The organism is Klebsiella pneumoniae (assembly GCF_000742135.1).
GTDB classification, from domain to species: Bacteria; Pseudomonadota; Gammaproteobacteria; order Enterobacterales; family Enterobacteriaceae; genus Klebsiella; species Klebsiella pneumoniae.
Window position 1 is genome coordinate 661835 of sequence record NZ_KN046818.1, and the last position, 22701, is coordinate 684535.

Below are 22701 nucleotides of genomic sequence, written 5' to 3' on the forward strand. Positions count from 1 at the left end.
ACGATCGCCGCAAATGCTAAAAAAGGGAGAGGGGATTACCAGCTGGCGGGCTTTTCCGCGCCGAGATTATCCAGCACGGCGCGCAGCGCCAGGCCGTCAGGAAAGTGAAGGTCCGGGGCGATCTCGAACAGCGGCCAGAGCATAAAGCCGCGGTTTTTCATATCGTAGTGCGGAACGGTCAGGCGCTCGCTGTTAATGACAGCATCGCCAAACAGCATGATATCGAGGTCCAGCGTGCGCGGCCCCCAGCGTTCGGCTTTGCGCACTCGCCCCTGCTGCAGTTCGATGCGCTGAGTATGATCGAGCAGCGTCTCGGGGGGCAGGGCGGTTTCCAGCGCAACGGCGGCGTTGAGATAGTCCGGCTGATCCTGCGGGCCCAGCGGCGGCGTGCGGTAGAACGAAGAGACGGCGACCACGCGGCTGTGCGGAATTTCGCCCAGGGCGCGGATAGCCGCCTGCACCTGCTCCAGTGGAGAAGCAAGGTTGCTGCCAAGAGCGATATAGACCAGAGTCATGCGCTACCCTGGCGCGGTGCGCGCTTGCGCGGACGACGGTGACGACGGCGCGGCGACCTGGAATTCGCCCCACCATTTGGTCAGGCGCTGCAGTTCGTGGTTGTTCTCGGCGCCGGCGCGTAGCTCCAGCAGGTCATAGGCGGCGCGGAATTTCGGATGCTCCATCAGCTTCCAGGCGCGTTTGCCCTGACGACGGGACATGCGCAGCTGCAGCTGCCAGATATCACGAATAAGGGTGGTGATGCGCTTAGGGATCGCCAGCGTACGGCAGGCTTCGTCCAGCACATCGTTCATCGCCAGGGCGAAGGCGTCGTAGTACGCCAGGCCGCTCTCCTGAGCGATTTTTTGCGCCGTCTCCAGCAGCGGATACCAAAACATCACCGCGAAGAGGAAGGCCGGATTGACGCGCATATCGTTATGAATGTGGGTATCGGTATTCTTCAGCACCTGGCTGATGATCCGCTCCATCGGGCTGTCGCCGCGCTCGGTAAAGTAGCGGGTGATGGTCGGGAACAGCGGCTGGAACAGGCTGTATTCCCGCAGCAGCATGTAGGTCTGGTAGCCATACCCGGCCTGTAGCAGCTTGAGCACTTCTTCGAACAGACGCGCCGGCGGCACATCGTGGAGCAGGGCGGCCAGGCGCGGCAGCGGTTCAGCCGTTTCCGGGCTGATGGTCATATTGAGCTTGGCGGCAAAGCGCACCGCGCGCAGCATGCGCACTGGATCCTCGCGATAGCGGGTTTCCGGGTTGCCGATCAGACGGATCACGCCGTCCTGCAGATCCTTCATGCCGCCGACGTAGTCGCGAACGGTAAAGTCCGCCACGCTGTAATAGAGGCTGTTGATAGTGAAGTCGCGACGCTGGGCATCCTCCTCGATCGAGCCGAAGATGTTATCGCGCAGCAGCATGCCGTTCTGGCCCCGCTGGGAGGTGACGCGATCGGTGGTATGCCCTTCGTGATGGCCACGGAAGGTGGCGACCTCAATGATTTCCGGCCCGAACATCACATGCGCCAGGCGGAAACGTCGCCCAACCAGACGGCAGTTGCGGAACAGCTTGCGTACCTGATCCGGCGTGGCGTTGGTGGTAACGTCAAAATCTTTTGGCTTTTTGCCAAGCAGCAGGTCGCGGACGCCGCCGCCGACCAGCCAGGATTCGTAGCCCGCCTTGTTGAGGCGGTACATGACCTTGAGGGCGTTTTCACTGATATCTTTGCGGGAAATAGCATGCTGCTCACGCGGGATCACCGTCATAGGCGTTGGTTCGACGGCGGCTTCTGCCTCGCGCTCCTCACGGCTTAGCACCTTACGGCAAAAATTAGCGACTCGGGTAAAAATGGTGCACCTCGTAGTGTCAGACGGACTTCAGATCAACTGTACAGTGTAAAAATAGCGGCTAATCATAGCTCAGCGGGAGCCATTTGAGAATGCTCGATTTTCGCCGGCTGCCAGTTGGCGACGGCCTGGGCGAGTAAATCATCGATGCTCAGGGCCTGCCACTCCTCGGGGATCGCCTGATTCAGAAAGCGGAGCGCCCGGACGATTTCGGGGCGCGGATCGCCTTCCGGCAGCGCCGGCGCGTGGTTTTGTTTAGAGAGTTTATTGCCGTCGCCATTGAGAGCCAGCGGCAGATGGAGGTAATCCGGCGCCTGCCAGCCAAAATGCTGATACAGCGAAATCTGCCGCACCGTCGGCTCAATCAGGTCTGCGCCGCGGACAATCTCGGTGATCCCCTGAAAGTGGTCGTCGACCACCACCGCCAGGTTGTAGGCGAACAGCCCGTCGCGACGGTGGATAATAAAATCCTCACGCGCCAGCGGTTCATTGGCGATGAGCGTGCCGCGCAGACGGTCGCTAAACTGCAGCACCGGACGGGTTTGGCGCAGGCGCAGCGCGGCGTTTTCTGCCCCCAGCCCGAGGTCGCGGCAATGGCCGTCGTAGATCCCGCCCACGGCGTGGATCCGCGCGCGGGTGCAAGTGCAGTAATAGCTCAGCCCTTGCTCGCCCAGCCACGTCAGCGCCTCGCGGTAGGCTTCGTGCCGTTGCGACTGCCACAGCACGTCGCCATCCCAGTGCAGACCGTAGTGGTCAAGCTGGCGCAGGATGGTATCGGCGGCACCGGGGACTTCGCGCGGCGGGTCGATATCTTCAATACGAACACGCCAGATACCCTGGTTCGCGCGGGCTTGCAGGTAGCTGCCGAGCGCGGCGATCAGAGAGCCGAAGTGGAGTTCGCCGGAGGGGGAGGGGGCGAAGCGCCCTATATAGCGTGAGTCAGTCATGGTACGGACAACAGAACCAGGCGGGAGAGACTCCCGCCAGAGAGTGAGGCAGCAGGGGATTAGCCCGCCATCTGTTTTTCGCGAATTTCCGCCAGGGTTTTGCAGTCAATGCACAGATCCGCTGTCGGACGCGCTTCCAGACGGCGAATGCCGATCTCCACGCCGCAGGATTCGCAGTAGCCGAAGTCTTCGTCTTCAACTTTTTTCAGCGTTTTCTCGATCTTTTTGATCAGTTTACGTTCGCGGTCGCGGTTACGCAGTTCCAGGCTGAACTCTTCTTCCTGGGCGGCACGGTCTACCGGGTCCGGGAAGTTAGCTGCTTCATCCTGCATGTGCGATACGGTGCGATCCACTTCATCCCTGAGTTGATTACGCCATGCTTCAAGAATACGCTTGAAGTGCGCCAGCTGGGCTTCGTTCATATACTCTTCGCCCGGTTTCTCTTGGTACGGCTCCACCCCAGCGATGGCGAGAATACTCAGGGACGATGTTTTACGGTTTTGCCCTTCTTGCATGTTGCTTCTCCTTAACACGCACTATCGATCCCCATGTGGGGGAAAATCAGGCCGCTATAAATAGCAGATGCTTTTCCGGATAGCAATTATCTAAACGTTACACTTGACAACCCTGTGAAGAAAAGCGTATTCGCGCTTGCGACCCGAACACTATTTAGCCACTTATTTACCGGGGTTTAACACCACGGCGATCGGCTTATTCAGAGTCATCCTCGTCGTAGAAAGTTCCGCTTTCCAGGCGAGAATTTCCACCCCCTTGTCCTGGGCTTCTGTTAACAGCTGTGCGTATCTGGCATCAATATGATGCGCGGGAGAAAAACGGTCAATTGCCGAATGCAGGACGGCAAATAAAATCACCGCGCGGTCGCCATTTGCCGCGACGGCCATCAGTTCCCGCAGGTGCTTCTGACCGCGCGTGGTCACCGCATCGGGAAAATAACCGTATTCTTTCTCCGCCAACGTAACCGATTTCACTTCAATATAGCAGTTTTGTCGGTCATCTGCCTGTAACATAATATCGATACGGCTATTCTCTTCGCCATATTTCACTTCGCTTTTCAGCTGGTTATAGCCTGAAAGTTCAGGAATTATTCCGGCGGAAATCGCCTCTTTCGCCAAAGAATTCGCGCGCAGCGTATTGACGCAAATAACTGCGCCCTGCTGGGTTTCAGTTAATTCCCAGGTGTGGGCATATTTGCGCTTCGCATTGTCTGAGGTGGAATACCAGACGGTGTCGCCCGGGGCGGCGCAGCCGGTCATCGCCCCGGTATTCGGGCAGTGGAGCGTCAGCTCGCGGCCATCGGGGGTGACCACGTCAGCAAGAAATCGTTTGTAACGTTTAAGCAAAATGGCGGGCTGCAACGGCGGATCAAACTGCATCAACTTTCCTTATCAAACGGATAACGTTCCAGCGCCGTGTAGCGCGTGCGCCCCCGGCTAAAGCTGGACTCATAGAGCACGAACTCGTTCACCGGAAACGTCCAGCGAAAGCCGGGGGCCGGGATCGGCACCGCCTGGCGAGCATCGCGCCACAGGGTAATATGCGGGTGAAACGGCTGCGGGCTCTGATAGCAGCCGCTGCGCGCCGCCTGAGCGCGCAACATGCTGGCGAGCTGCAGCAGGCCGCGCGGCGGCTGGCGGGTTCCGAGCCACACCACTCGCGAACGTAGCCACTGTCCGGCATCGTCCAGCGTCAGGGTAAAGCCCGGCTGGCGCAGGCGACCAGCGAGAGCGGCCAGCGCCCGCTGTTTTTCCGCGCTCACCTCGCCGAGAAACGCCAGCGTCAGATGAAGATTATCCGCCGCGACGGGCCTGCCGGCATCTTCGGGGAAGTGCGTAGCCCGCCACTGGACAATTTGCTTCTGGACGGCAGACGGCAGTTCAAGCGCAAAAAACAGCCTTTTCGGCTCAGACATGATAGAGACTCGGTAATGAATTAGGGGGATGCTACAATGCGAACCCCTGAATGTTAACCCCCGGAGCCTTTTGTGTCCTCATTGCCGGTTGCCGCTGTCCTTCCAGAACTGTTATCCGCCCTGCAGCATGCGCCGCAGGTTTTGCTCAACGCGCCGACCGGCGCCGGGAAGTCGACCTGGCTGCCGCTGCAGATCCTCGCCGAGGGCAACATCGCGGGACGCATTATCCTGCTCGAGCCGAGGCGCCTGGCGGCGCGTAATGTCGCGCAGCGGCTGGCTGAACTGCTTGGCGAAAAGCCGGGGGAGACCGTGGGTTTCCGCATGCGCGCCGAAACCTGCGTCGGACCGCAGACCCGCCTGGAGGTGGTTACGGAGGGGATCCTGACGCGCATGATCCAGCGCGATCCGGAGCTGACGGGCGTGGGGCTGGTGATCCTCGATGAGTTTCACGAGCGCAGCCTGCAGGCGGATCTGGCCCTGGCCCTGCTGCTCGACGTCCAGCAGGGGTTACGTGACGATCTCAAGCTGCTGATCATGTCGGCGACCCTCGATAACGATCGCCTGCAGCGTCTGCTGCCGGAGGCGCCGGTGGTGGTCTCGGAGGGGCGCGCTTATCCGGTGGAGCGTCGCTTCAGCCCGCTCTCCGCGCACCAGCGTTTTGATGAGGCGGTGGCGGTAGCGGCGGCGGAGCTCCTGCGGCATGAACAGGGATCGATGCTGCTGTTTCTGCCCGGCGTCGGCGAGATCCAGCGCGTTCTGGAACAGCTGACGGAGCGCGTGGCGGAGGATGTCATTCTCTGCCCGCTGTATGGCGCGTTGCCCTTAAGCGAACAGCGCAAAGCGATCCTCCCGGCGCCGGCCGGGAAGCGCAAAGTGGTGCTGGCCACCAATATTGCCGAGACCAGTTTGACCATCGAGGGGATCCGCCTGGTGGTCGACAGCGCCCAGGAGCGGGTCGCCCGCTTTGACCCGCGCACCGGCCTGACCCGGCTGGTGACGCAGCGCATCAGCCAGGCATCGATGACGCAGCGTGCCGGACGCGCCGGTCGTCTCTCCCCGGGGATCTGCCTGCATTTGCTCGGCAAAGAACAGGCGGAACGGGCGGCGGCGCAGAGCGAGCCGGAGATCCTGCACAGCGATCTGTCGGCGCTGTTACTGGAGCTGCTGCAGTGGGGCTGCCACGATCCGGCCGCGCTGGCCTGGCTGGATCAGCCGCCCGCGGTCAATCTGGCCGCCGCGCGCCGCCTGCTGGAGGCGTTGTCGGCGCTGGACGGCGAGCGGCTGTCGGCGTTTGGCCGCAAAATGGCAGCGCTTGGCAACGAGCCGCGGCTGGCGGCGATGCTGGCCGCCGCGCAGACCGATGACGAGGCGGCGACAGCGGCAAAGCTGGCGGCGATCCTCGAGGAGCCGCCGCGCGGCGGACTGGTGGATTTGGGGGCCGTCTTTTCCCGTCAGCAGGCCAACTGGCAGCAGCGAGCGCAGCAGCTGATGAAGCGCCTGGCCCGCCGCGGCGGCCAGCCCGATGCCGGGCTAATGGCGGGGCTGCTGGCGTCGGCCTTCGCCGATCGCATCGCCCGCCGCCGCGGTCAGGAGGGGCGCTACCAGCTGGCGAACGGCATGGGCGCGATGCTGGACGCCGACGACGCGCTGGGCCGTCATGAATGGCTTATCGCTCCGCTGCTGCTGCAGGGCAGCGCTTCGCCGGATGCCCGCATGCTGTTGGCTCTGCCAGTGGAAATCGGCGAGCTGATCGCCGCCCGCCCTGAACTGGCGAAAAGTTCCGACACGGTGGAGTGGGATGAAGCGCAGGGGACGCTGAAAGCCTGGCGGCGGACGGTGATCGGCCAGTTGCTGATCAAGACCCAGCCGCTGGCGAAGCCCTCTGAGGCAGAGCTGCATCAGGCGATGCTCAACGGTATTCGTGAGAAAGGCCTCGGGGTGCTCAACTGGACGCCAGAGGCTGAGCAGCTGCGCCTGCGGCTGCACTGTGCGGCGCAGTGGCTGCCGGAAGAGGCATGGCCCGCAGTGGATGACGCTTCGCTGCTGGCCTCGCTGGAGGCATGGCTGCTGCCGCAGATGAACGGCGTTCATTCCCTGCGGGCGCTGAAGGCGCTGGATCTGCGTCAGGCGCTACAGGACTGGCTGCCATGGCCGCTGCGCCAGAAGCTGGATCGCGAGCTGCCGACGCACTATACCGTGCCGACCGGCAGCCGCCTGGCGATCCGATACCATGCGGAGAACCCGCCAGCGCTGGCGGTGCGTATGCAGGAGATGTTCGGCGAGGCCACGACGCCGGTGATCGCCGAGGGGCGGGTGCCGCTGGTGCTGGAGCTGCTGTCGCCTGCCCAGCGTCCGCTGCAGATCACCCGCGATCTGAGCGCCTTCTGGCAAGGGAGCTACCGCGAGGTGCAGAAAGAGATGAAGGGACGCTATCCGAAGCACGTCTGGCCGGACGATCCGGCCAACGCCGCCCCGACCCGCCGCAGCAAAAAATACTCGTAGCCGCCGCTGCCGGGCGGCATCCTGCCCGGCCAGTCGGTTCGCAAACGCTAGACCATCTGCTGCCAGAGAAAAATACCCCCGCCGGCCAGCGCCAGCCAGGGGCCGAAGGCCAGCGGCTGCTGCAGCGACTGCCGGGTCCACAGGCGTTGCAGTAGGGTCCACACCAGCCCGCTGGCCGAAGCGAGCAACAGCACCTGCGGCAGAACCTGCCAGCCGCACCAGGCGCCCAGCGCCGCCAGCAGCTTAAAATCGCCATAGCCCAGCGCCTCTTTCCCGGTCAGCAGGCGGAACAGCCAGTAGACCGACCACAGCGCCAGATAACCGGCCATCGCCCCGGCGACCGCATCCGGCAGGGCAATGTACACCTCGTTAAGATTGAACAGCAGCCCGGCCCACAGCAGGGGCAGAGTCAGGCGATCGGGCAGCAGCTGGGTCCGGGCGTCAATCCGCGCCAGTATCAGCAGGAACGAGAGCAGCACCAGGCCTCCCGCCAGCGGCAGGCCCGGCGCCAGCAAAGCTCCGGCGAGGATAAACAGCAGGCCGGTGGCCAGCTCGGTCAGCGGATAGCTCCACGCGATGGGCGCCTGACAGCAGCGGGCGCGACGGCCCAGCCAGAGGAAACTGAGCAGCGGGATATTGTCCCGCCAGGCGATCGGCTGGCGGCACTGCGGGCAGGAAGATCCCGGGGTGCTGAGGGTTATCCGCTCGTCGTCCGCGGTCTGGGTCAACATGCGCGGCAGACGATAGATCACCACATTGTAAAAGCTGCCCAGCGCCAGGCCGAACAGCAGCAGAAAGCCATACCAGACAAAGGGAAAGTGCAGCGATAACGCGGCTAGTGTCGTCATTTTTGCTCCTGTGGTAACCATTTTCCCTGCAGCTGCCACGGCGTCGGGCCCGGGGCGTTATTCGCTGTCGGGCGCGTGACCAGCAGCGCCAGCAGCGGCGGCATCCCCTGCCGGGGCTGTAGCGTGCCGCGAAACAGATAGCGGCCATCGGGCGACAGAGTCCCCTGGCCGCTGAGGCTCAGCTGATGAGAGTCCTGACGGAGAGTCAGCGCCACGGCGCCGTCCACCGTACAGCGGAAGGTGCCATTAACCTGGGCCAGCTCCAGGCTGCCGACCGGGGAGTGCAGTCGGGCCTGCCGCCACTGCGCGCCTCCGGCGATGATATGCCGGCAGCGTCCGTCGCTGAACCGCCCTTCGGTCAGGCTGAAGGTGACCTCCCCCGCGGCCTTGACGGGCATAGTCGACATCAACCAGCGGCTGAGCAGGCTGGCGGGGGCGGTGAGCCGCCCCTCCTGTAGGCGCAGATCGCGAAGGCCCCACAGCCGGGCCTGACCCATCACGCCGCGGGGATCGCTGAGAGAGACCTGCCAGCCCGCCAGGGTCAGCGACCACGCCAGTCGTTCAAGCCGTTCCCCATGCCAGTAGACCGGTTGCGCCGCGCCGCGCCAGACGCTGCCGCTAAACTGCCCCACCTGTACGCCGGGCGGCAGCATGGGGGCCAGCAGGCGCGCCGGAGCCGTGGCGGTGAGCCACAACAGATAGAGGACCAGCAGCAGTCCGCCCGCGATCCAGTTAGCCTTCATCGTCGCGCTCCAGCAGCAGATGGTTGACCGTGACCCAGCCGGGTCGCGACGGCTGCCCGGTCACGGACAGCGAGATCGCGTTGACGCCGCGCATCGCCGGAGCGTCCAGCCAGTCGATCAGCGCCTGGAAAGCGCAGGGCTGAAGGGTGATCTGCAGACGTTTTCCCTGCGGCTGCAGGCGGATGACCGTCAGTCCGTGGCTCGCCGCCTCGCGCATCACCAGAGCGGTGAGCGCCTCTTTTGCCGCCGGCGCGGGCTGCTGGCTGAGCTGCTGCAGGCGCGGAGCCTGCTCCGTCATCCAGCGCAGGCTGGCCTGCTCTTTCACCAGGGTTTGCCGCCACTGCGCCTCGCGGGCTCGCCAGGGCTGCCACAGCCCATACCAGAAGGCGCATGCCGCCAGCAGCCCTGTCAGACCAAGCAACAGGCGCTGCTCCGACGGCGTGCGCTGCCGCCACCAGATAAGCAGATTAGCCATCCTTTTCCTCCAGCGTCAGTTGTCCCTCAATGCCATCCGGTTTCGTGATCATGTCGCCCGGCCGGACGCGAAACCGCGGCTGCGCCCGCTGGGTAAACTGCTCCAGCGCCTGGGAAGAGACCGCGGCGATATCCAGCTGCAGACGATTGCCCGCGGCATCCCAGCTCAGCGCTCGCAGACGGATCCCCGGCGTTTCGCTGAGGATGTTTTGCAAGGCGCTGAGGCGGTCGACGAGGGGGGCATGCTGCGCCTGACGGGTGAGGGTTTGCAGGTGCTGCTGCATCTGCAGTCGCGGGTTAATCACCTTTTTCTCCGTCGGAAACCAGCGGTGATAGAAGGCCCGGCTGGCCTGTTGCGCCGCCTCGGCCTGACGCGCCAGATCGCGATGGTCCAGCACGCTGTTTGCCCCTGCCAGTAACGCCAGGGCCAGCGCGGCATACCGCGCCGGACGCCAGCTCGCCTGCGCAGACCGCCGCCGGACGGCGAACTCCCCCTGCAGCAGACTGAGTTTCTGCGCTGCCGGATGGCGTGCGGCAAGGGTCAGCAATGTCTGCGCAGGCTGCTCCCGCCAGACGCCCGGCGCCGCGGGCGGCGGCGAATAGCTGTCGATGACGTGCTCTTCCGCCTCGCTCTGCAGTAGCTCCGTCAGCCAGACGTTTTCCGCCGCCATGCCGCCCCACGGCTGGTGGCGGATCAGCCACTGCTCGTCCACCTGCACCGCGCTCCACGCCGGCGGTTGCCAGGGCAGGGCCAGCACGTCGGGCGTCAACGCCAGGGGCTGTAAGGAGAGCGATTCGCAGCGCGCCAGCCAGTCGCGCATTTTTTGCCGCTGTACGGCGACGATCTCGCACTGGGCCTGCTGGCGGTGGAGCAGGGCAAAATGGGTGGCTTCCACATCGTCGGCCAGCTGCTCTTCCAGCAGAAACGGGGCCACCTGCAGCGGCGGTTTACGCAGGCCCGCCGGTAGGGTGAGCGAGTGAAACGCGCAGTCGCTGGCCGGGATCAGCACCCAGGCCGGGTACTGCTCAGCCAGCGCCGGGAAAGGGCTGGCGTCGTCAGTCGGCCACCGGCCGCTGGCCTCGTGGTGCGGCTCGCCGGGGGCGAAGAGTTGCCAGTGCAGCGGCGCCTGCGCAGCGGCGAGGCGCACGATCAGCATGGCCTGGGGAGAAGCATTAATCTTGTTCATCGACCACCATAGAGAGTCCATATCGCCGCTGGACGACGGTAAATGTGCGCCCCTCCTGTTGCAGGACGCTGTGCAGCTGAAAGCGGAGATTGCCAGTCACCACGGTAAAAGCGGCGATAAAGCGTGCGCTGTGCACCGTCAGCCAGGGACGGGCAAGCGTGGTATCGGTTTTCTGCAGCGTCGGCTGCGCGAGAAAGGCGGCGACGCTGCTCCACCCGGTTCGCGGGCGGTTGTGCAGCAGCTGTTGCGCCTCCTGCAGCGTCAGATCGCCGGGAAAGAGGGCCACCAGCAGGGCGGCCTGGGAGGGGCGCAGGGTGTTGACATTGACCTGCAGCGCGTCATCCGGCTGGACGCAGACGAAGGGGAGCAGGCGCTGATAGAGCGCGGCGTCCATCCCGGCCAGCAGGCGCAACTCGCTGACATCCTGCATCGGCTGGTTGGCGGCGAGATAGCCCGGGGTTTGCGCCATATAGACCTCGTCCTCCGCCCCGTTCAGCCGCGGCTGGCCGTCGCTGTCCGTCCAGTCGCCAAGGGCGGCGGCGATCTGGCTGGCGCGCAGCGGCGGCTCGCCGAGCAGCGCCAGCAGCCGAACGAAGACGTCGGTCGGGTAGGGCGTTCCGTCGCCAGCCTCATCCGCGCGATGGTTGATGGCATTGAGGTTGAAGCAGGCGTGCCCGTCGCGGATCGTGGCGCGGATTTCGCCATCGTCGAGGGTAAAGCGGCGCCCCTCCTGCGCCCAGGTTTGCGCCAGGTTCGTTTGACTGGGCGAGTCCAGCGCATCGCGTTGCAGCAGCGCGGCGGCCATGTTTTCCGCCGCCAGGGCGTACCATCTGGCCTGCAAATTATCGAGGGTCACGGCGGTATGCTGATACATGACCGCGGTGCGCTCGGTCATGGCGCTGGCGAGGATCATCATCAGGGCGAGGATGAACAGCACCATCAGGAGCGCGACGCCGCGTTGCCGATTTATCACTGGCCGCCTCCCGGGGTGAGTAAAAACAGGCGGGTTATCTCCCCGCTGTTCGCCAGCGTCAGGGTGATCTCCAGCCCCTGCGGCAGCCTCTGCGGGCGGTCCCAGGTTTCCTGCCAGCGCCCGTCGGCGTAAAACCGCAGGCGAAACGCCGTGACCTCGCGCAGCAGCACCCGGACCGTCGGCTGGCTGCCGGTCAGCGGATCCTGCTGATCGAAGCTCAGACGCTCAAGCTGCTGCTGGCGCAGACGGTAGCTGACGTTCTGGATCTCCGAGCGCGGGAGGATCCCCAGCGGGTTTGGCCAGCCGCTGCGGCTGAAGGCCAGTCCCCAGTCGTCGCTCTGCAACTGGAAACGTCCGGCGAAGAAAAACGTGTCGCTGTTTCTGGCGCGACGGGGAATGATGTGGGTGACATCGTCGGCTATCTGGCGAAAGGCGCGCTGGAGGGCCGCGATCTGCTGGCTTTTCTCGCGGGTCAGGCCATCGGCGCGGATGACGTTCTGCAGCACCATCACGGCGGCGGCGCTGAGGACGGCGAGGATAGCCAGCGCCAGCAGCGTTTCGATCAGAGTGAAACCGCGCATTTTCGTTATCATGGCGGCGTCACCCAGGTGCGCAGGGTGGCCAGCGGCGCGGGATCGCTTTTTTGCCGCCGGACCTCCACGTCCAGCGCCCGCAGCTGCGGCAGCGCGGTTTCCACTCCCTGCCAGCGGACAAACCAGCGCGTCCCGGCGGCCTCCACGGTGGTTTCAGACCAGCTGAGGGCAGGCCAGCGTTTCTCCAGCCGCAGCTGCACCAGCTGGTTATCCGCCAGCCAGCTGGCGAGGATTTTCTCTTCCATACGCCCGAGCTGGCGCGTCTGCTGCAGGGTGGACTGCATCACCGCCAGGCCAGCGAGGGCGAAAATCACCAGCGCGACCATCACTTCGATAAGCGTCATTCCGGCTTCACGCTTCATGGCTACTCCCGCGCCGCCAGCGGCTGGCTGTCGCCCTGGGCGTCGACGTTGATGCCCGTCGCGGCGTCAATCCGCAGCTGAAACGGCGTGACTTCACCGCCGGGAAAAATAAGCACGTCGGGCTGCTCGTCCGGCGTCCACGCTTGGCCGTCGGGAAAGCGCAGCGTCAGCCTGGCCCGCGGGAGGGTTTCCGCCGTGGTGACGCGTCCGGCCTGCAGCGGCAGCCACTGCGCGTTGCCCCACCGGTCGTCAGCCGCCGCCGGGGCGCTATCGTCGGCAGGCTGCAGGCGCATAAACTGCCAGCGCTCAGGGTGGATGATAATGCCGAAGAGCTGACCGGTTTGCTGCCCGCGCTCGCGGACAAAATCCAGTTGCGCCTGAAAGCGCGCCAGGATCTGTGTGGCCTCCTGGGTGCGGGCGGAGGGAAACGCCAGCAGCACCATGCTGGCGCTGACGCCGATCAGCAGCAGGACCAGCATCATCTCCAGGAGGGTGAAACCGCGCTGAGACACTATTTCTTCCCGAGGGTCCAGTTGCCGATATCGTCATTGGTGTCGGGCATCCCGTCCGGGCCGACGCTGAAGACGTCGATGGCGCCATGCTGACCCGGGCTTAACAGCTGATACTCATTTCCCCACGGGTCCTGCGGCAGACGGCGGATATAGCCGCCTTCCGGGTAGTTGCGGGCGTGCGGCTCGGCGGCCGGGGCGGTCACCAGCGCCTGCAGTCCCTGTTCGGTGTTGGGGTAGCGGCTATTGTCGAGTTTATACATGTCCAGCGCTCCCTCGAGCGCCACCAGATCGCTGACGACTTTCTGGCGGTCCGCTTTCTCCTTGTTGCCCATCAGGTTAGGCACCACCAGGCTGGCGAGAATGCCGAGAATGACGATCACCACCATAATTTCCAGTAACGTGAAACCGCGTTGCCGTTGCATAGTTTTCTCCATTAATACAGTTACATACTCATAAGGGTGTTCAGTTGCAGGATCGGCTGCAGGATGGCCAGCACGATAAACAGCACCATGCCGGCCATGGTGACCACCAGCAGAGGCTCAAACAGGCTGAGGGCCATCTGGATCTGCGCGCTCAGCTCCCGGTCCTGGTTCTCCGCCGCGCGCTCCAGCATGGCGGTCAGTTCTCCGCTCTGTTCGCCGCTGGCGATCATGTAGCGCATCATCGGCGGAAACAGGGCGGTGGATTCCAGCGCCCGATGCAGACTGACGCCTTCGCGTACCGATTCGCTGGCCGCCGCCAGCTGGCTGCGCGCCCAGGCGTTGCTGAGGACGTCGGCGCTGATGCGCATCGACAGCAGCAGCGGCACCGCGCTGGCATTGAGAATGCTTAAGGTGCGGGCGTAGCGCGCGCTGTTGACGCTGCGGGCCACGCGGCCGATGACCGGCAGGCGCAGCAGCGCCCGGTCCCAGGCGAGCCGCCGGGCGGGCTGGCGCAGCAGATAGCGCAGCGCCAGCAGCGCCAGTAACGACAGCAGCGCCAGCCAGGGGCCCGCGCTGCGCACGATGTCGCTCAGGCTCATTAGCAGCCGGGTAGAGAAGGGCAGGGCCTGTTTAAGATGGACAAACTGCTCAACGACTTTCGGCACCACGGTGGAGAGCAGAATGGCGATCACGCTGATAGCGACCAGCGTCAGTACGATGGGGTAGATCATCGCCTGCAGCAGGCGGGCGCGGAGCTGCTGGCGCTGCTCGGTATAGTCAGCAAGCCGGTTCAGTACGCCGTCGAGATGGCCGGAGGTTTCGCCGGCCGCCACCATGGCGCAGAACAGCCCGTCGAAGCAGGCGGGATAGGCGCGCATCGCCTCCGCCAGCGAGTGGCCTTCGAGCACTTTGCTGCGCACCCCGGCCATTAACGTTCTTAGCGACGGCTTTTCGCACTGCTGGGCGACGGCATCGAGCGCCTTTTCCAGCGGGATCCCGGCGGCAACCAGAGTCGCCAGCTGGCGGGTGAGCAGGGCTAAATCACCGGCGCTGGTACGCCGGGTAAGGGATCCGCCGGCCCACAGTCGCCGCGCCGGGTCGGCAGTTGTCACTTCCAGCGCCAGCCAGCCCTTGTCCCGCAGCAGCTGGCGGGCGTGGCGGGCGGAGTCGGCCTGCTGAAGGCCGCGGCGGGTTTTGCCCTGCGCGTCCAGCGCCTGATAGCGAAACAGGGCCATCTTAGACGCTTTCCGTCGTTTGCTGTTCGGTGACCCGCATCACCTCCTCCCAGCTGGTGATCCCCGCCAGCGCTTTGTCGCGTCCGGCATGACGCAGGGTTTGCCAGGCTGGCCCCAGCTGCTGGATCAGGGTGATCTCGTTCTCGCCGCGGTGGATGGCGGCGCGCACGCGATCGTCGATTAGCAGCAGTTCATGGATCCCGGTACGCCCACGATAGCCGATGAAATTACACTCCGGACAGCCTTTGGGCTGCCACAGCCGCGCGCCGACCGGGACCGCCATCTGCCGGGCGGTGTTGGCATCCGCCTGCCAGGGCTGACGGCAGTGCGGGCACAGTTGGCGCACCAGCCGCTGCGACATCACCGCCAGCAGCGAGGTGGAGAGTAAAAAAGGCTCCACGCCCATATCCTGTAGACGGGAAATGGCGCCCAGCGCGCTGTTGGTGTGCAGGGTCGACAGCACCAGGTGCCCGGTCAGCGAGGCCTGAACGGCGATCTGGGCGGTTTCGCCATCGCGGATTTCGCCCACCAGCACTACGTCCGGATCCTGGCGCAGGATGGCACGCAGGCCGCGGGCGAAGGTCATCTCGACTTTGGCGTTGACCTGGGTCTGGCCTATGCCCTCCAGCTCATACTCCACCGGATCTTCAATGGTCATGATGTTGCGCTCCCGGGCGTCGAGGCGGCTGAGGGCGGCGTAGAGCGTCGTGCTTTTCCCGGAGCCGGTCGGACCGGTGACCAGGATGATGCCGTGCGGGCGGGCGATCAGCGCATCGACCCGATCGAGCAGGGCGGGCGGCATGCCCAGCGTCAGCAGATCCAGGTTGACGCTGTTTTTGTCCAGCAGACGCAGGACGACGCGTTCGCCGTGGCTGGAGGGCAGGGTGGAGACGCGCACGTCGATTGCTCGCCCGCCGATGCGCAGCGCCATGCGGCCATCCTGAGGGACCCGCTTTTCGGCAATGTCCAGGCTGGCCATCACCTTGATGCGCGAAATTAACAGGGCGGCCAGCCGCCGCTGCGGGCGCAGAATTTCCCGCAGCACGCCGTCGACGCGAAAGCGGATCTGCAGATGGCGCTCGTAGGTTTCGATATGAATATCCGAGGCTTTCTCTTTGATGGCCTCGGTGAGCATGGCGTTGATCAGGCGGATGATCGGCGCGTCGTCCTCACTGTCGAGCAGATCGTCGGTGTCCGGCAGCTCTTCGGCGAGGGTATAGAGGTCGAGCTCGTTGCCGATGTCGGCCATCATGCGGTGCGCCTCCGCCGAATCACGCTGATAGCTGAGCACCAGCACTTTCTCGAATGCCTCCGGCGCCAGACGGCTGACGCGCATCGGGCCGTCCGCCAGGCGGCGCGCTTCCAGCAGCGCCCGGGCGGCGGTATCGGGGCGGCACAGCGCTTCGCAGCATTCGCCGTCGCTGAGCAGCACAAGATGGTGCGCGCGGGCCCAGGCGAAGGGCAACAGCGGACGGCGTTCGGCGGCTGGCGTCATGGGCGGCCTCCGAGATTGAAGGCGTCAATGGCGGCGCTGACCTGGCGGAAAGCCTGGGTCTCCTGCTGCGGATAGATATGCAGCAGGTCGTTGCTGAGCGACGCTTCGCTGCTTTCTTTACCCCGCTGTTTAGTTTGCGCATTGTTGAAGGCGGTGTACTGGCCGGAAGAAGCCTGGCGGTACTCATCGCGATCGCGAATGATGGTCGGGCGGATAAACAGCATCAGGTTGCGTTTAGACACTTTCTTGCTGTCGGAGCGGAACAGGGCGCCGATCACCGGGATATCCCCGAGCAGCGGCACTTTGTCAGCGGTATCGGTGACGGTTTTATCCAGCAGCCCGCCAACCACCACCGTTTCGCCGCTGCCGACCAGCACGGCGTTATTCACCGTCCGGGTATTGAAGGTCGCCCCGAGATCGCTGCTGGTGCTGGAGGCCGAGTCGGCAACGCTCGATACCTCCTGCTCTATCTCCAGCAGCACCGCATCGCCTTCGTTAATCTGCGGCTTCACCTTCAGTTTAATGCCGACGGTTTTGCGCTCGACGGTATTGAAGATGTTGTCGCCTGAGGTGGTTTGCGAGCCGGTTAATACCGGAACTTCCTGGCCGACGTTAAAAGTGGCTTGCATGTTATCGAGGGTGACGATGCTGGGGGTGGCCAGAATATCGTTCTTGGTACTGCTGGAGAGGGCGGTGAGCAGCATCGCCCAGTTCCCCTGATAGAAGCCGGCGGCGATACCGTTAAACGAGCCGAGGGCGCTGGCCAGCGAGCTGCTGATGGTACCGTCTTTGTTGTACTGGTTGGCGCCGGCGATAGCCGTCGATATCGGCAAACCGCTGTTGGTGAACTGCGTCATGCCGGCGTTTTTGTTTGCCCACTGGATACCGAGATTAAGGCCATCGGCATCCTGCACTTCGGCAATAATCGCCTCCACCAGCACCTGCGGGCGGCGGATATCGAGCTGGGCGATCACCCGCTCAAGATCGTTCATCACGTCCGGCGCCGCGGTGACGATCAGGGCGTTGGTCTGGCCGTGGGCTTTGATAATAATATTTTTGTCGATCGCGGCCACTGGCCTGGCGCTTTGCTTGTCGCTCTGCAGCGAGCTGCTGATCCCGGTCAGAACCTCCACCAGATCGGCGGCTTTGGCGTACTTCAGGTAGATCACTTTGGTGTTACCCTGTACCGCCTGCTGGCGGTCGAGCTGTTTGATCATGGCGATGATGCGCTGGCGCGAGTTTGGTTCGCCGCTCACCAGTACCGCGTTGGTGCGCTCATCGGCCACCACGTTCGCCACCATCGAGCCCGGCAGCGCCGACTTGCTGGTATCTTTATTAAGCTCGGTAACCAGTTTGACTACTTCCGCGGCGGAGGCCCAGGAAAGGGGCACGGTCACCACGCTGCGATCCCCGGCGTTGTCGACGCGCTCGACAATGGTCAGCAGGCGTTTGATAACCGCCGCGCGGCCGGTCATCAGCAGTACGTTGGAGGGCTCATAATGGACCACGCTGCCGGCGCCAGCGTTATCGTTCAGCTGGCGAAGCAGCGGGGCGAGATCGCGGGCGGCGACGTTGGTCAGGGGCACCACCCGGGTGACCACTTCATCGCCTTCGCCCGGCGCGGCCGCGCTGGCGACCGGCACGGCCGAGGTCTTGGCGTCTTTGGCGCGGACCACTTTTAGCACGCCGTTATTCATATTGATCACGGCGAAGCCATATACATCCAGCACGCTGAGGAAGAATTGATAATATTGTTCTTCATTGAGCATATCGTAACTGCGCACGGTGATAGTGCCGCGTACGCTGGGATCGATAATCACCGTTTTATTCAGGTTTTTGCTGACGGTATTGATAAATTCCTGGATATCGGTGCCTTTAAAATTGGCGGAAAATTCCTCCGCGGCGGCCGGAGAAAATAGCAGCGGGGTTAATATCAGCAGCGCAGGCAGCATTTTTCGCAGGCGTTTCATGGTTGGCAATTATTCATCCCCCAGCGCGAAAGCAATATCGTGTCGTTGGCCTTCCCGCTCAACGGTTAGCGTTATTTCGGTCATGTCGGCCAGATTCTGCAGCGCCTGTTGCGCTTGCTCCTGGTCGCGTAAATCGATGCCATTTAAGGCAATCGCCAAATCATTTGCCTGCAGGCCGGACTGGCGAAACAGCGAGGCGTCTTTGCCTGGGTTTAGTCGATAACCCAGCAGTTTGTCGCCGCTGAGTACCGGCGAAATAGATAAATAAGTGAGGATATTTTGCGGCTGTTCGCGGAGTCGCTTCACGAGGGGCGGGTTGCCCGCGGCGGTGGGCGGCGGCGACGGCGCGCGACTGTCGTTAAATAATAAAATGGCCTCTTTGCGCCCCTGATAGTTGACAATGATCCGGTCAGGCAGAATGGCGGCGATCCGCGCATCATACCCTGGGAGGGGATCGCCCGTGCTAAGGCTAACCTGCTGATTTCCCTTTTCGATAATAGCGATGGAGCGCGCCGGGTTGCTGCTGGCGAGTAGCCCGGCCAGGCGTAGCTTCAGGCTGGAAACCGGCACCTGATTGAGACTGGCAGCATCCGTTGGCGTGGGGCTATTTTTCACCGCCAGGCCAAACAGGGTAAATGCGGGCCGCACATTTTTTAATTCCGGATCTGCCGCCGGAGGCATGGTTAACGGTAGGGCGGAAATATCCTCAGGACTCACAGGGAATACCACGCGCCAGGTTAATTTCGCCAGCTGTGGGATAGCGGTTATTAATATGATGAGCGTCACAATTTGTGGTAATAATTTAATTATCCCTTTATTTATATTTGTTAACCTCATCACAGAAACTGGCATTTTAATTCCTTTGCTAATTTATTTTTCTGCACGTTGGCGTAATACCCTACCGAAACAGGTAGGTGATTATTGGCTTTTGAATTATTTATTGCCGGAGAGTGGCGATAAGCGTGGCGAATCATAATCAGTTTGCGGTTTCGGGTCGTCATTCCCTTTATTGATTTACTCCCCCGGCTTCCTACGCCCCCCGCTCATTTGTGGGGGATGATTGCGCCTGGGAAAGCAAAAATATCTAATTAGCGCGCTGTAAAGATATTCATCCTTTCTTACCTTTTATAATTTAATAAGCATATTAGGGACTATCGAATGCTCAGATATACCTGTCATGCCCTATTTCTTGGATCGTTAGTATTATTGAGTGGCTGTGATAACAGCTCTTCCTCTTCTACCTCTGGCTCACCGGGTTCACCAGGCAATCCTGGCAACCCAGGCACTCCCGGCACGCCCGACCCGCAGGATGTCGTCGTCCGCTTACCGGACGTTGCCGTCCCAGGCGAAGCGGTGCAGGCTTCCGCCAGGCAGGCTGTCATTCATCTCGTCGATATCGCCGGCATCACCAGCAGCACGCCGGCCGACTATGCGACGAAAAACCTCTACTTATGGAACAACGAAACCTGTGACGCGCTGAGCGCGCCGGTGGCGGACTGGAATGATGTCAGCACCACGCCGACCGGCAGCGACAAATATGGCCCTTACTGGGTGATCCCGCTGACTAAAGAGAGCGGATGCATCAACGTTATTGTCCGCGATGGCACCAATAAGCTTATCGACAGCGACCTGCGCGTCTCTTTCAGTGATTTCACCGATCGCACGGTATCGGTCATCGCCGGCAACAGCGCGGTCTATGACTCCCGCGCCGACGCCTTCCGCGCCGCCTTTGGCGTGGCGCTGGCCGATGCGCACTGGGTCGATAAGACTACTCTGCTGTGGCCGGGTGGGGAAAATAAACCCATTGTGCGCCTCTATTACAGCCACAGCAGTAAGGTGGCCGCCGACAGTAACGGCGAATTTAGCGATAAATATGTCAAGCTGACCCCCACCACCGTCAGCCAGCAGGTAAGCATGCGCTTCCCGCATCTCGCCAGCTATCCAGCCTTTAAACTGCCCGATGATGTTAACGTCGATGAATTGCTGCAGGGCGAGACGGTGGCGATAGCCGCGGAAAGCGACGGGATCCTGAGCTCAGCCACCCAGGTGCAGACCGCCGGCGTGCTGGACGATACCTATGCCGCCGCCGCCGAGGCGCTGAGCTATGGCGCCCAGCTAACCGATAGCGGCGTGACCTTCCGCGTCTGGGCGCCCACGGCGCAGCAGGTTGAGCTGGTGATCTATAGCGCGGACAAGAAAGTGATAGCCAGTCACCCGATGACCCGCGACAGCGCCTCCGGCGCCTGGTCCTGGCAGGGGGGAAGCGACCTGAAGGGCGCCTTCTACCGCTACGCGATGACGGTCTACCACCCGCAGTCGCGTAAAGTCGAGCAGTACGAAGTGACCGATCCCTACGCCTACAGTTTGTCGACCAACTCGGAGTACAGCCAGGTGGTCGATCTCAACGACAGCGCGCTGAAGCCGGAAGGCTGGGACGGGCTGACGATGCCGCACGCGCAGAAAACCAAAGCCGATCTGGCGAAAATGACGATTCACGAATCGCATATTCGCGATCTCTCCGCCTGGGATCAAACCGTTCCTGCGGAGCTGCGCGGTAAGTATCTGGCGCTCACCGCCCAGGAAAGCAATATGGTCCAGCATCTGAAACAGCTGTCGGCCTCGGGCGTGACCCATATTGAGCTGCTGCCGGTCTTCGATCTGGCGACGGTCAATGAGTTCAGCGACAAGGTCGCCGATATTCAGCAGCCGTTCAGCCGCCTGTGCGAGGTCAATAGCGCGGTGAAGAGCAGCGAGTTTGCGGGCTATTGCGACAGCGGTTCGACGGTTGAAGAGGTGCTGACTCAGCTGAAGCAGAACGACAGCAAGGATAACCCGCAGGTGCAGGCGTTGAATACGCTGGTGGCGCAGACCGACTCCTATAACTGGGGCTACGATCCGTTCCACTACACGGTACCGGAAGGATCCTACGCCACCGATCCGGAAGGCACAGCGCGTATTAAAGAGTTCCGCACCATGATTCAGGCGATCAAGCAGGATCTGGGAATGAACGTCATTATGGACGTGGTGTACAACCACACCAACGCCGCCGGCCCGACCGATCGCACCTCGGTACTGGATAAGATCGTCCCCTGGTACTACCAGCGTCTGAACGAAACCACCGGCAGCGTGGAATCGGCTACCTGTTGCTCCGACTCGGCGCCAGAGCACCGGATGTTCGCCAAGCTTATCGCCGATTCACTGGCGGTATGGACCACCGATTATAAGATCGATGGCTTCCGCTTCGACCTGATGGGCTACCACCCGAAAGCGCAGATCCTCTCGGCCTGGGAACGCATTAAAGCGCTGAACCCGGATATCTACTTCTTTGGCGAAGGCTGGGATTCCAACCAGAGCGATCGCTTTGAAATTGCCTCGCAAATCAATCTCAAAGGCACCGGGATCGGCACGTTCTCCGATCGTCTGCGCGACGCCGTGCGCGGTGGCGGGCCGTTCGATTCCGGCGATGCATTGCGCCAGAATCAGGGGGTGGGCAGCGGCGCCGGCGTTCAGCCAAATGAGCTGACCACCCTGAGCGACGATCAGGCGCGCCACCTCGCCGATCTGACCCGTCTGGGCATGGCCGGTAACCTCGCGGACTTTGTGCTGATCGACAAAGACGGCGCGGTGAAGAGAGGCAGCGAGATTGATTATAACGGCGCGCCAGGCGGCTATGCGGCTGATCCGACGGAAGTCGTGAACTATGTGTCAAAACACGATAACCAGACGCTGTGGGACATGATCAGCTATAAAGCCGCTCAGGAGGCGGATCTCGATACCCGCGTCCGGATGCAGGCGGTGTCGCTGGCGACGGTGATGCTCGGCCAGGGGATCGCCTTTGACCAGCAGGGCTCGGAGCTGCTGCGCTCTAAATCCTTTACCCGCGATTCGTATGATTCCGGCGACTGGTTTAACCGCGTGGACTACTCCCTGCAGGACAACAACTACAACGTCGGTATGCCGCGCAGCAGCGATGATGGCAGCAACTATGACATTATCGCCCGGGTGAAAGACGCGGTGGCTACTCCGGGTGAAACGGAGCTCAAGCAGATGACCGCGTTTTATCAGGAGCTGACCGCGCTGCGTAAATCGTCTCCGCTGTTTACCCTCGGCGACGGCGCGACGGTGATGAAGCGCGTGGACTTCCGCAATACTGGCGCCGATCAGCAGACGGGTCTGCTGGTGATGACCATCGATGACGGGATGCAGGCTGGCGCCAGTCTGGACAGCCGTGTCGACGGCATCGTGGTGGCGATCAACGCCGCGCCGGAAAGCCGGACGCTGCAGGACTTCGCCGGCACATCGCTCCAGCTGAGCGCTATTCAGCAGGCGGCGGGCGACCGGTCGCTGGCGAGCGGCGTGCAGGTCGCCGCTGACGGTTCGGTCACGCTGCCGGCCTGGTCGGTTGCCGTTCTCGAGTTGCCGCAGGGCGAGTCGCAGGGCGCTGGCCTGCCGGTGAGCAGTAAATAACATAACGTAGGGCGCCCGTAAGGGCGCCTCTGGCTGATGACAAACCTGTTTCGTTATTGTGCTCGCCTTTCTGTCGGGTGGCGGCTTTCGCCTTACCCGGCCTACGAAAGATTGCAATTTCAAACAGTTATGCAGTTATCTGTAGGCCCGCGCAAGCGTAGCGCCGCCGGGCAATTCCTGAAGATTGCACT

21 protein-coding genes and 1 pseudogene are annotated in these 22701 nt (G+C 62.7%); 2 read left to right on the forward strand and 20 right to left on the reverse strand.

What is annotated here, in order from left to right:
• Positions 1-35 precede the first annotated feature (35 nt).
• The 6 genes and pseudogenes from folK to thpR all read right to left on the reverse strand — a co-directional run bounded on the left by folK (position 36) and on the right by thpR (position 4727).
• Complete coding sequence (gene folK, locus DR88_RS21860; RefSeq protein ID WP_021467518.1) at positions 36-515, reverse strand: 2-amino-4-hydroxy-6-hydroxymethyldihydropteridine diphosphokinase; 480 nt, start codon at positions 513-515, stop codon at positions 36-38.
• A pseudogene (gene pcnB / locus DR88_RS21855) lies at positions 512-1853 on the reverse strand (polynucleotide adenylyltransferase PcnB). Before pcnB ends, folK begins: the two are co-directional and overlap by 4 nt.
• 62 nt (positions 1854-1915) lie before the next feature.
• Positions 1916-2797, reverse strand: coding sequence for a tRNA glutamyl-Q(34) synthetase GluQRS (gluQRS, locus tag DR88_RS21850; protein WP_004145903.1), 882 nt, complete (start codon positions 2795-2797; stop codon positions 1916-1918).
• 59 nt (positions 2798-2856) lie between these two features.
• Entirely contained in the window at positions 2857-3312 is a 456-nt protein-coding gene (gene dksA, locus DR88_RS21845; RefSeq protein ID WP_002888845.1) for an RNA polymerase-binding protein DksA, read from the reverse strand.
• A 162-nt stretch (positions 3313-3474) separates the two neighbouring features.
• Positions 3475-4191, reverse strand: a complete 717-nt coding sequence (sfsA, locus tag DR88_RS21840) for a DNA/RNA nuclease SfsA (protein WP_002888848.1) — start codon at positions 4189-4191, stop codon at positions 3475-3477.
• Complete coding sequence (gene thpR / locus DR88_RS21835) at positions 4191-4727, reverse strand: RNA 2',3'-cyclic phosphodiesterase (protein WP_004177389.1); 537 nt, start codon at positions 4725-4727, stop codon at positions 4191-4193. Before thpR ends, sfsA begins: the two co-directional genes overlap by 1 nt.
• A gap of 72 nt (positions 4728-4799) precedes the next feature.
• Here thpR and hrpB point away from each other — a divergent pair, with 72 nt between their 5' ends.
• Positions 4800-7229, forward strand: coding sequence for an ATP-dependent helicase HrpB (hrpB, locus tag DR88_RS21830; RefSeq protein ID WP_004147115.1), 2430 nt, complete (start codon positions 4800-4802; stop codon positions 7227-7229).
• A 47-nt stretch (positions 7230-7276) separates the two neighbouring features.
• Here hrpB and DR88_RS21825 read toward each other — a convergent pair whose 3' ends face one another.
• The 14 genes from DR88_RS21825 to DR88_RS30330 are packed head-to-tail and all read right to left on the reverse strand — an operon-like array spanning position 7277 to position 19017.
• The gene (locus DR88_RS21825) at positions 7277-8077 is read right to left on the reverse strand and encodes a prepilin peptidase (protein ID WP_004145898.1); all 801 of its coding nucleotides are present in this window, start codon (positions 8075-8077) and stop codon (positions 7277-7279) included.
• On the reverse strand, positions 8074-8820 hold the full coding sequence (locus DR88_RS21820) for a type II secretion system protein N (protein ID WP_004145897.1): 747 nt from the start codon (positions 8818-8820) through the stop codon (positions 8074-8076). Before DR88_RS21820 ends, DR88_RS21825 begins: the two co-directional genes overlap by 4 nt.
• Complete coding sequence (locus tag DR88_RS21815) at positions 8810-9295, reverse strand: type II secretion system protein M (RefSeq protein ID WP_004151943.1); 486 nt, start codon at positions 9293-9295, stop codon at positions 8810-8812. Before DR88_RS21815 ends, DR88_RS21820 begins: the two co-directional genes overlap by 11 nt.
• Entirely contained in the window at positions 9288-10481 is a 1194-nt protein-coding gene (gspL, locus tag DR88_RS21810) for a type II secretion system protein GspL (protein ID WP_025862279.1), read from the reverse strand. The genes DR88_RS21815 and gspL overlap by 8 nt, the downstream gene beginning before the upstream one ends.
• Positions 10468-11454 carry a type II secretion system minor pseudopilin GspK gene (gene gspK, locus DR88_RS21805; protein ID WP_004177385.1) on the reverse strand — a complete coding sequence of 329 codons (987 nt, stop codon included), beginning with the start codon at positions 11452-11454 and terminating at the stop codon, positions 10468-10470. Before gspK ends, gspL begins: the two co-directional genes overlap by 14 nt.
• Positions 11451-12047 carry a type II secretion system minor pseudopilin GspJ gene (gspJ, locus tag DR88_RS21800; protein ID WP_004145893.1) on the reverse strand — a complete coding sequence of 199 codons (597 nt, stop codon included), beginning with the start codon at positions 12045-12047 and terminating at the stop codon, positions 11451-11453. Before gspJ ends, gspK begins: the two co-directional genes overlap by 4 nt.
• Positions 12044-12409 carry a type II secretion system minor pseudopilin GspI gene (gene gspI / locus DR88_RS21795; protein ID WP_002889025.1) on the reverse strand — a complete coding sequence of 122 codons (366 nt, stop codon included), beginning with the start codon at positions 12407-12409 and terminating at the stop codon, positions 12044-12046. Before gspI ends, gspJ begins: the two co-directional genes overlap by 4 nt.
• Positions 12410-12411: 2 nt before the next feature.
• Complete coding sequence (gene gspH / locus DR88_RS21790; RefSeq protein ID WP_021441218.1) at positions 12412-12921, reverse strand: type II secretion system minor pseudopilin GspH; 510 nt, start codon at positions 12919-12921, stop codon at positions 12412-12414.
• Positions 12921-13343 carry a type II secretion system major pseudopilin GspG gene (gspG, locus tag DR88_RS21785; RefSeq protein ID WP_002889054.1) on the reverse strand — a complete coding sequence of 141 codons (423 nt, stop codon included), beginning with the start codon at positions 13341-13343 and terminating at the stop codon, positions 12921-12923. The genes gspH and gspG overlap by 1 nt, the downstream gene beginning before the upstream one ends.
• A 20-nt stretch (positions 13344-13363) precedes the next feature.
• Positions 13364-14578: a type II secretion system inner membrane protein GspF gene (gene gspF / locus DR88_RS21780; RefSeq protein ID WP_004147120.1), complete on the reverse strand. Its 1215-nt coding sequence runs from the start codon at positions 14576-14578 to the stop codon at positions 13364-13366.
• Between the two features lies 1 nt (position 14579).
• The gene (gspE, locus tag DR88_RS21775; RefSeq protein WP_004147121.1) at positions 14580-16073 is read right to left on the reverse strand and encodes a type II secretion system ATPase GspE; all 1494 of its coding nucleotides are present in this window, start codon (positions 16071-16073) and stop codon (positions 14580-14582) included.
• A complete protein-coding gene (gene pulD / locus DR88_RS21770) occupies positions 16070-18043 on the reverse strand; it encodes a GspD family T2SS secretin variant PulD (RefSeq protein WP_004147122.1) in 1974 nt (657 codons plus the stop codon). Before pulD ends, gspE begins: the two co-directional genes overlap by 4 nt.
• Positions 18044-18052: 9 nt before the next feature.
• The gene (gene gspC, locus DR88_RS21765) at positions 18053-18895 is read right to left on the reverse strand and encodes a type II secretion system protein GspC (RefSeq protein ID WP_004177377.1); all 843 of its coding nucleotides are present in this window, start codon (positions 18893-18895) and stop codon (positions 18053-18055) included.
• Entirely contained in the window at positions 18880-19017 is a 138-nt protein-coding gene (locus tag DR88_RS30330; RefSeq protein WP_004219434.1) for a hypothetical protein, read from the reverse strand. The genes gspC and DR88_RS30330 overlap by 16 nt, the downstream gene beginning before the upstream one ends.
• Positions 19018-19201: 184 nt before the next feature.
• Between DR88_RS30330 and pulA the strand changes: the two genes are divergently transcribed.
• Positions 19202-22510 carry a pullulanase-type alpha-1,6-glucosidase gene (gene pulA, locus DR88_RS21760; RefSeq protein WP_004147124.1) on the forward strand — a complete coding sequence of 1103 codons (3309 nt, stop codon included), beginning with the start codon at positions 19202-19204 and terminating at the stop codon, positions 22508-22510.
• Positions 22511-22701 lie beyond the last annotated feature (191 nt).

Coding starts and splice junctions, on each gene's coding strand:
- gluQRS (WP_004145903.1), bottom strand. CDS start 2,797: ATGACTGACTCACGCTATATAGGGCGCTTCGCCCCCTCCCCCTCCGGC.
- DR88_RS21820 (WP_004145897.1), bottom strand. CDS start 8,820: ATGAAGGCTAACTGGATCGCGGGCGGACTGCTGCTGGTCCTCTATCTG.
- sfsA (WP_002888848.1), bottom strand. CDS start 4,191: ATGCAGTTTGATCCGCCGTTGCAGCCCGCCATTTTGCTTAAACGTTAC.
- gspF (WP_004147120.1), bottom strand. CDS start 14,578: ATGGCCCTGTTTCGCTATCAGGCGCTGGACGCGCAGGGCAAAACCCGC.
- gspG (WP_002889054.1), bottom strand. CDS start 13,343: ATGCAACGGCAACGCGGTTTCACGTTACTGGAAATTATGGTGGTGATC.
- DR88_RS21815 (WP_004151943.1), bottom strand. CDS start 9,295: ATGGCTAATCTGCTTATCTGGTGGCGGCAGCGCACGCCGTCGGAGCAG.
- pulA (WP_004147124.1), top strand. CDS start 19,202: ATGCTCAGATATACCTGTCATGCCCTATTTCTTGGATCGTTAGTATTA.
- DR88_RS21825 (WP_004145898.1), bottom strand. CDS start 8,077: ATGACGACACTAGCCGCGTTATCGCTGCACTTTCCCTTTGTCTGGTAT.
- gspE (WP_004147121.1), bottom strand. CDS start 16,073: ATGACGCCAGCCGCCGAACGCCGTCCGCTGTTGCCCTTCGCCTGGGCC.
- gspC (WP_004177377.1), bottom strand. CDS start 18,895: ATGCCAGTTTCTGTGATGAGGTTAACAAATATAAATAAAGGGATAATT.
- pulD (WP_004147122.1), bottom strand. CDS start 18,043: ATGAAACGCCTGCGAAAAATGCTGCCTGCGCTGCTGATATTAACCCCG.
- gspL (WP_025862279.1), bottom strand. CDS start 10,481: ATGAACAAGATTAATGCTTCTCCCCAGGCCATGCTGATCGTGCGCCTC.
- folK (WP_021467518.1), bottom strand. CDS start 515: ATGACTCTGGTCTATATCGCTCTTGGCAGCAACCTTGCTTCTCCACTG.
- gspI (WP_002889025.1), bottom strand. CDS start 12,409: ATGAAGCGTGAAGCCGGAATGACGCTTATCGAAGTGATGGTCGCGCTG.
- thpR (WP_004177389.1), bottom strand. CDS start 4,727: ATGTCTGAGCCGAAAAGGCTGTTTTTTGCGCTTGAACTGCCGTCTGCC.
- DR88_RS30330 (WP_004219434.1), bottom strand. CDS start 19,017: ATGATTCGCCACGCTTATCGCCACTCTCCGGCAATAAATAATTCAAAA.
- gspJ (WP_004145893.1), bottom strand. CDS start 12,047: ATGATAACGAAAATGCGCGGTTTCACTCTGATCGAAACGCTGCTGGCG.
- dksA (WP_002888845.1), bottom strand. CDS start 3,312: ATGCAAGAAGGGCAAAACCGTAAAACATCGTCCCTGAGTATTCTCGCC.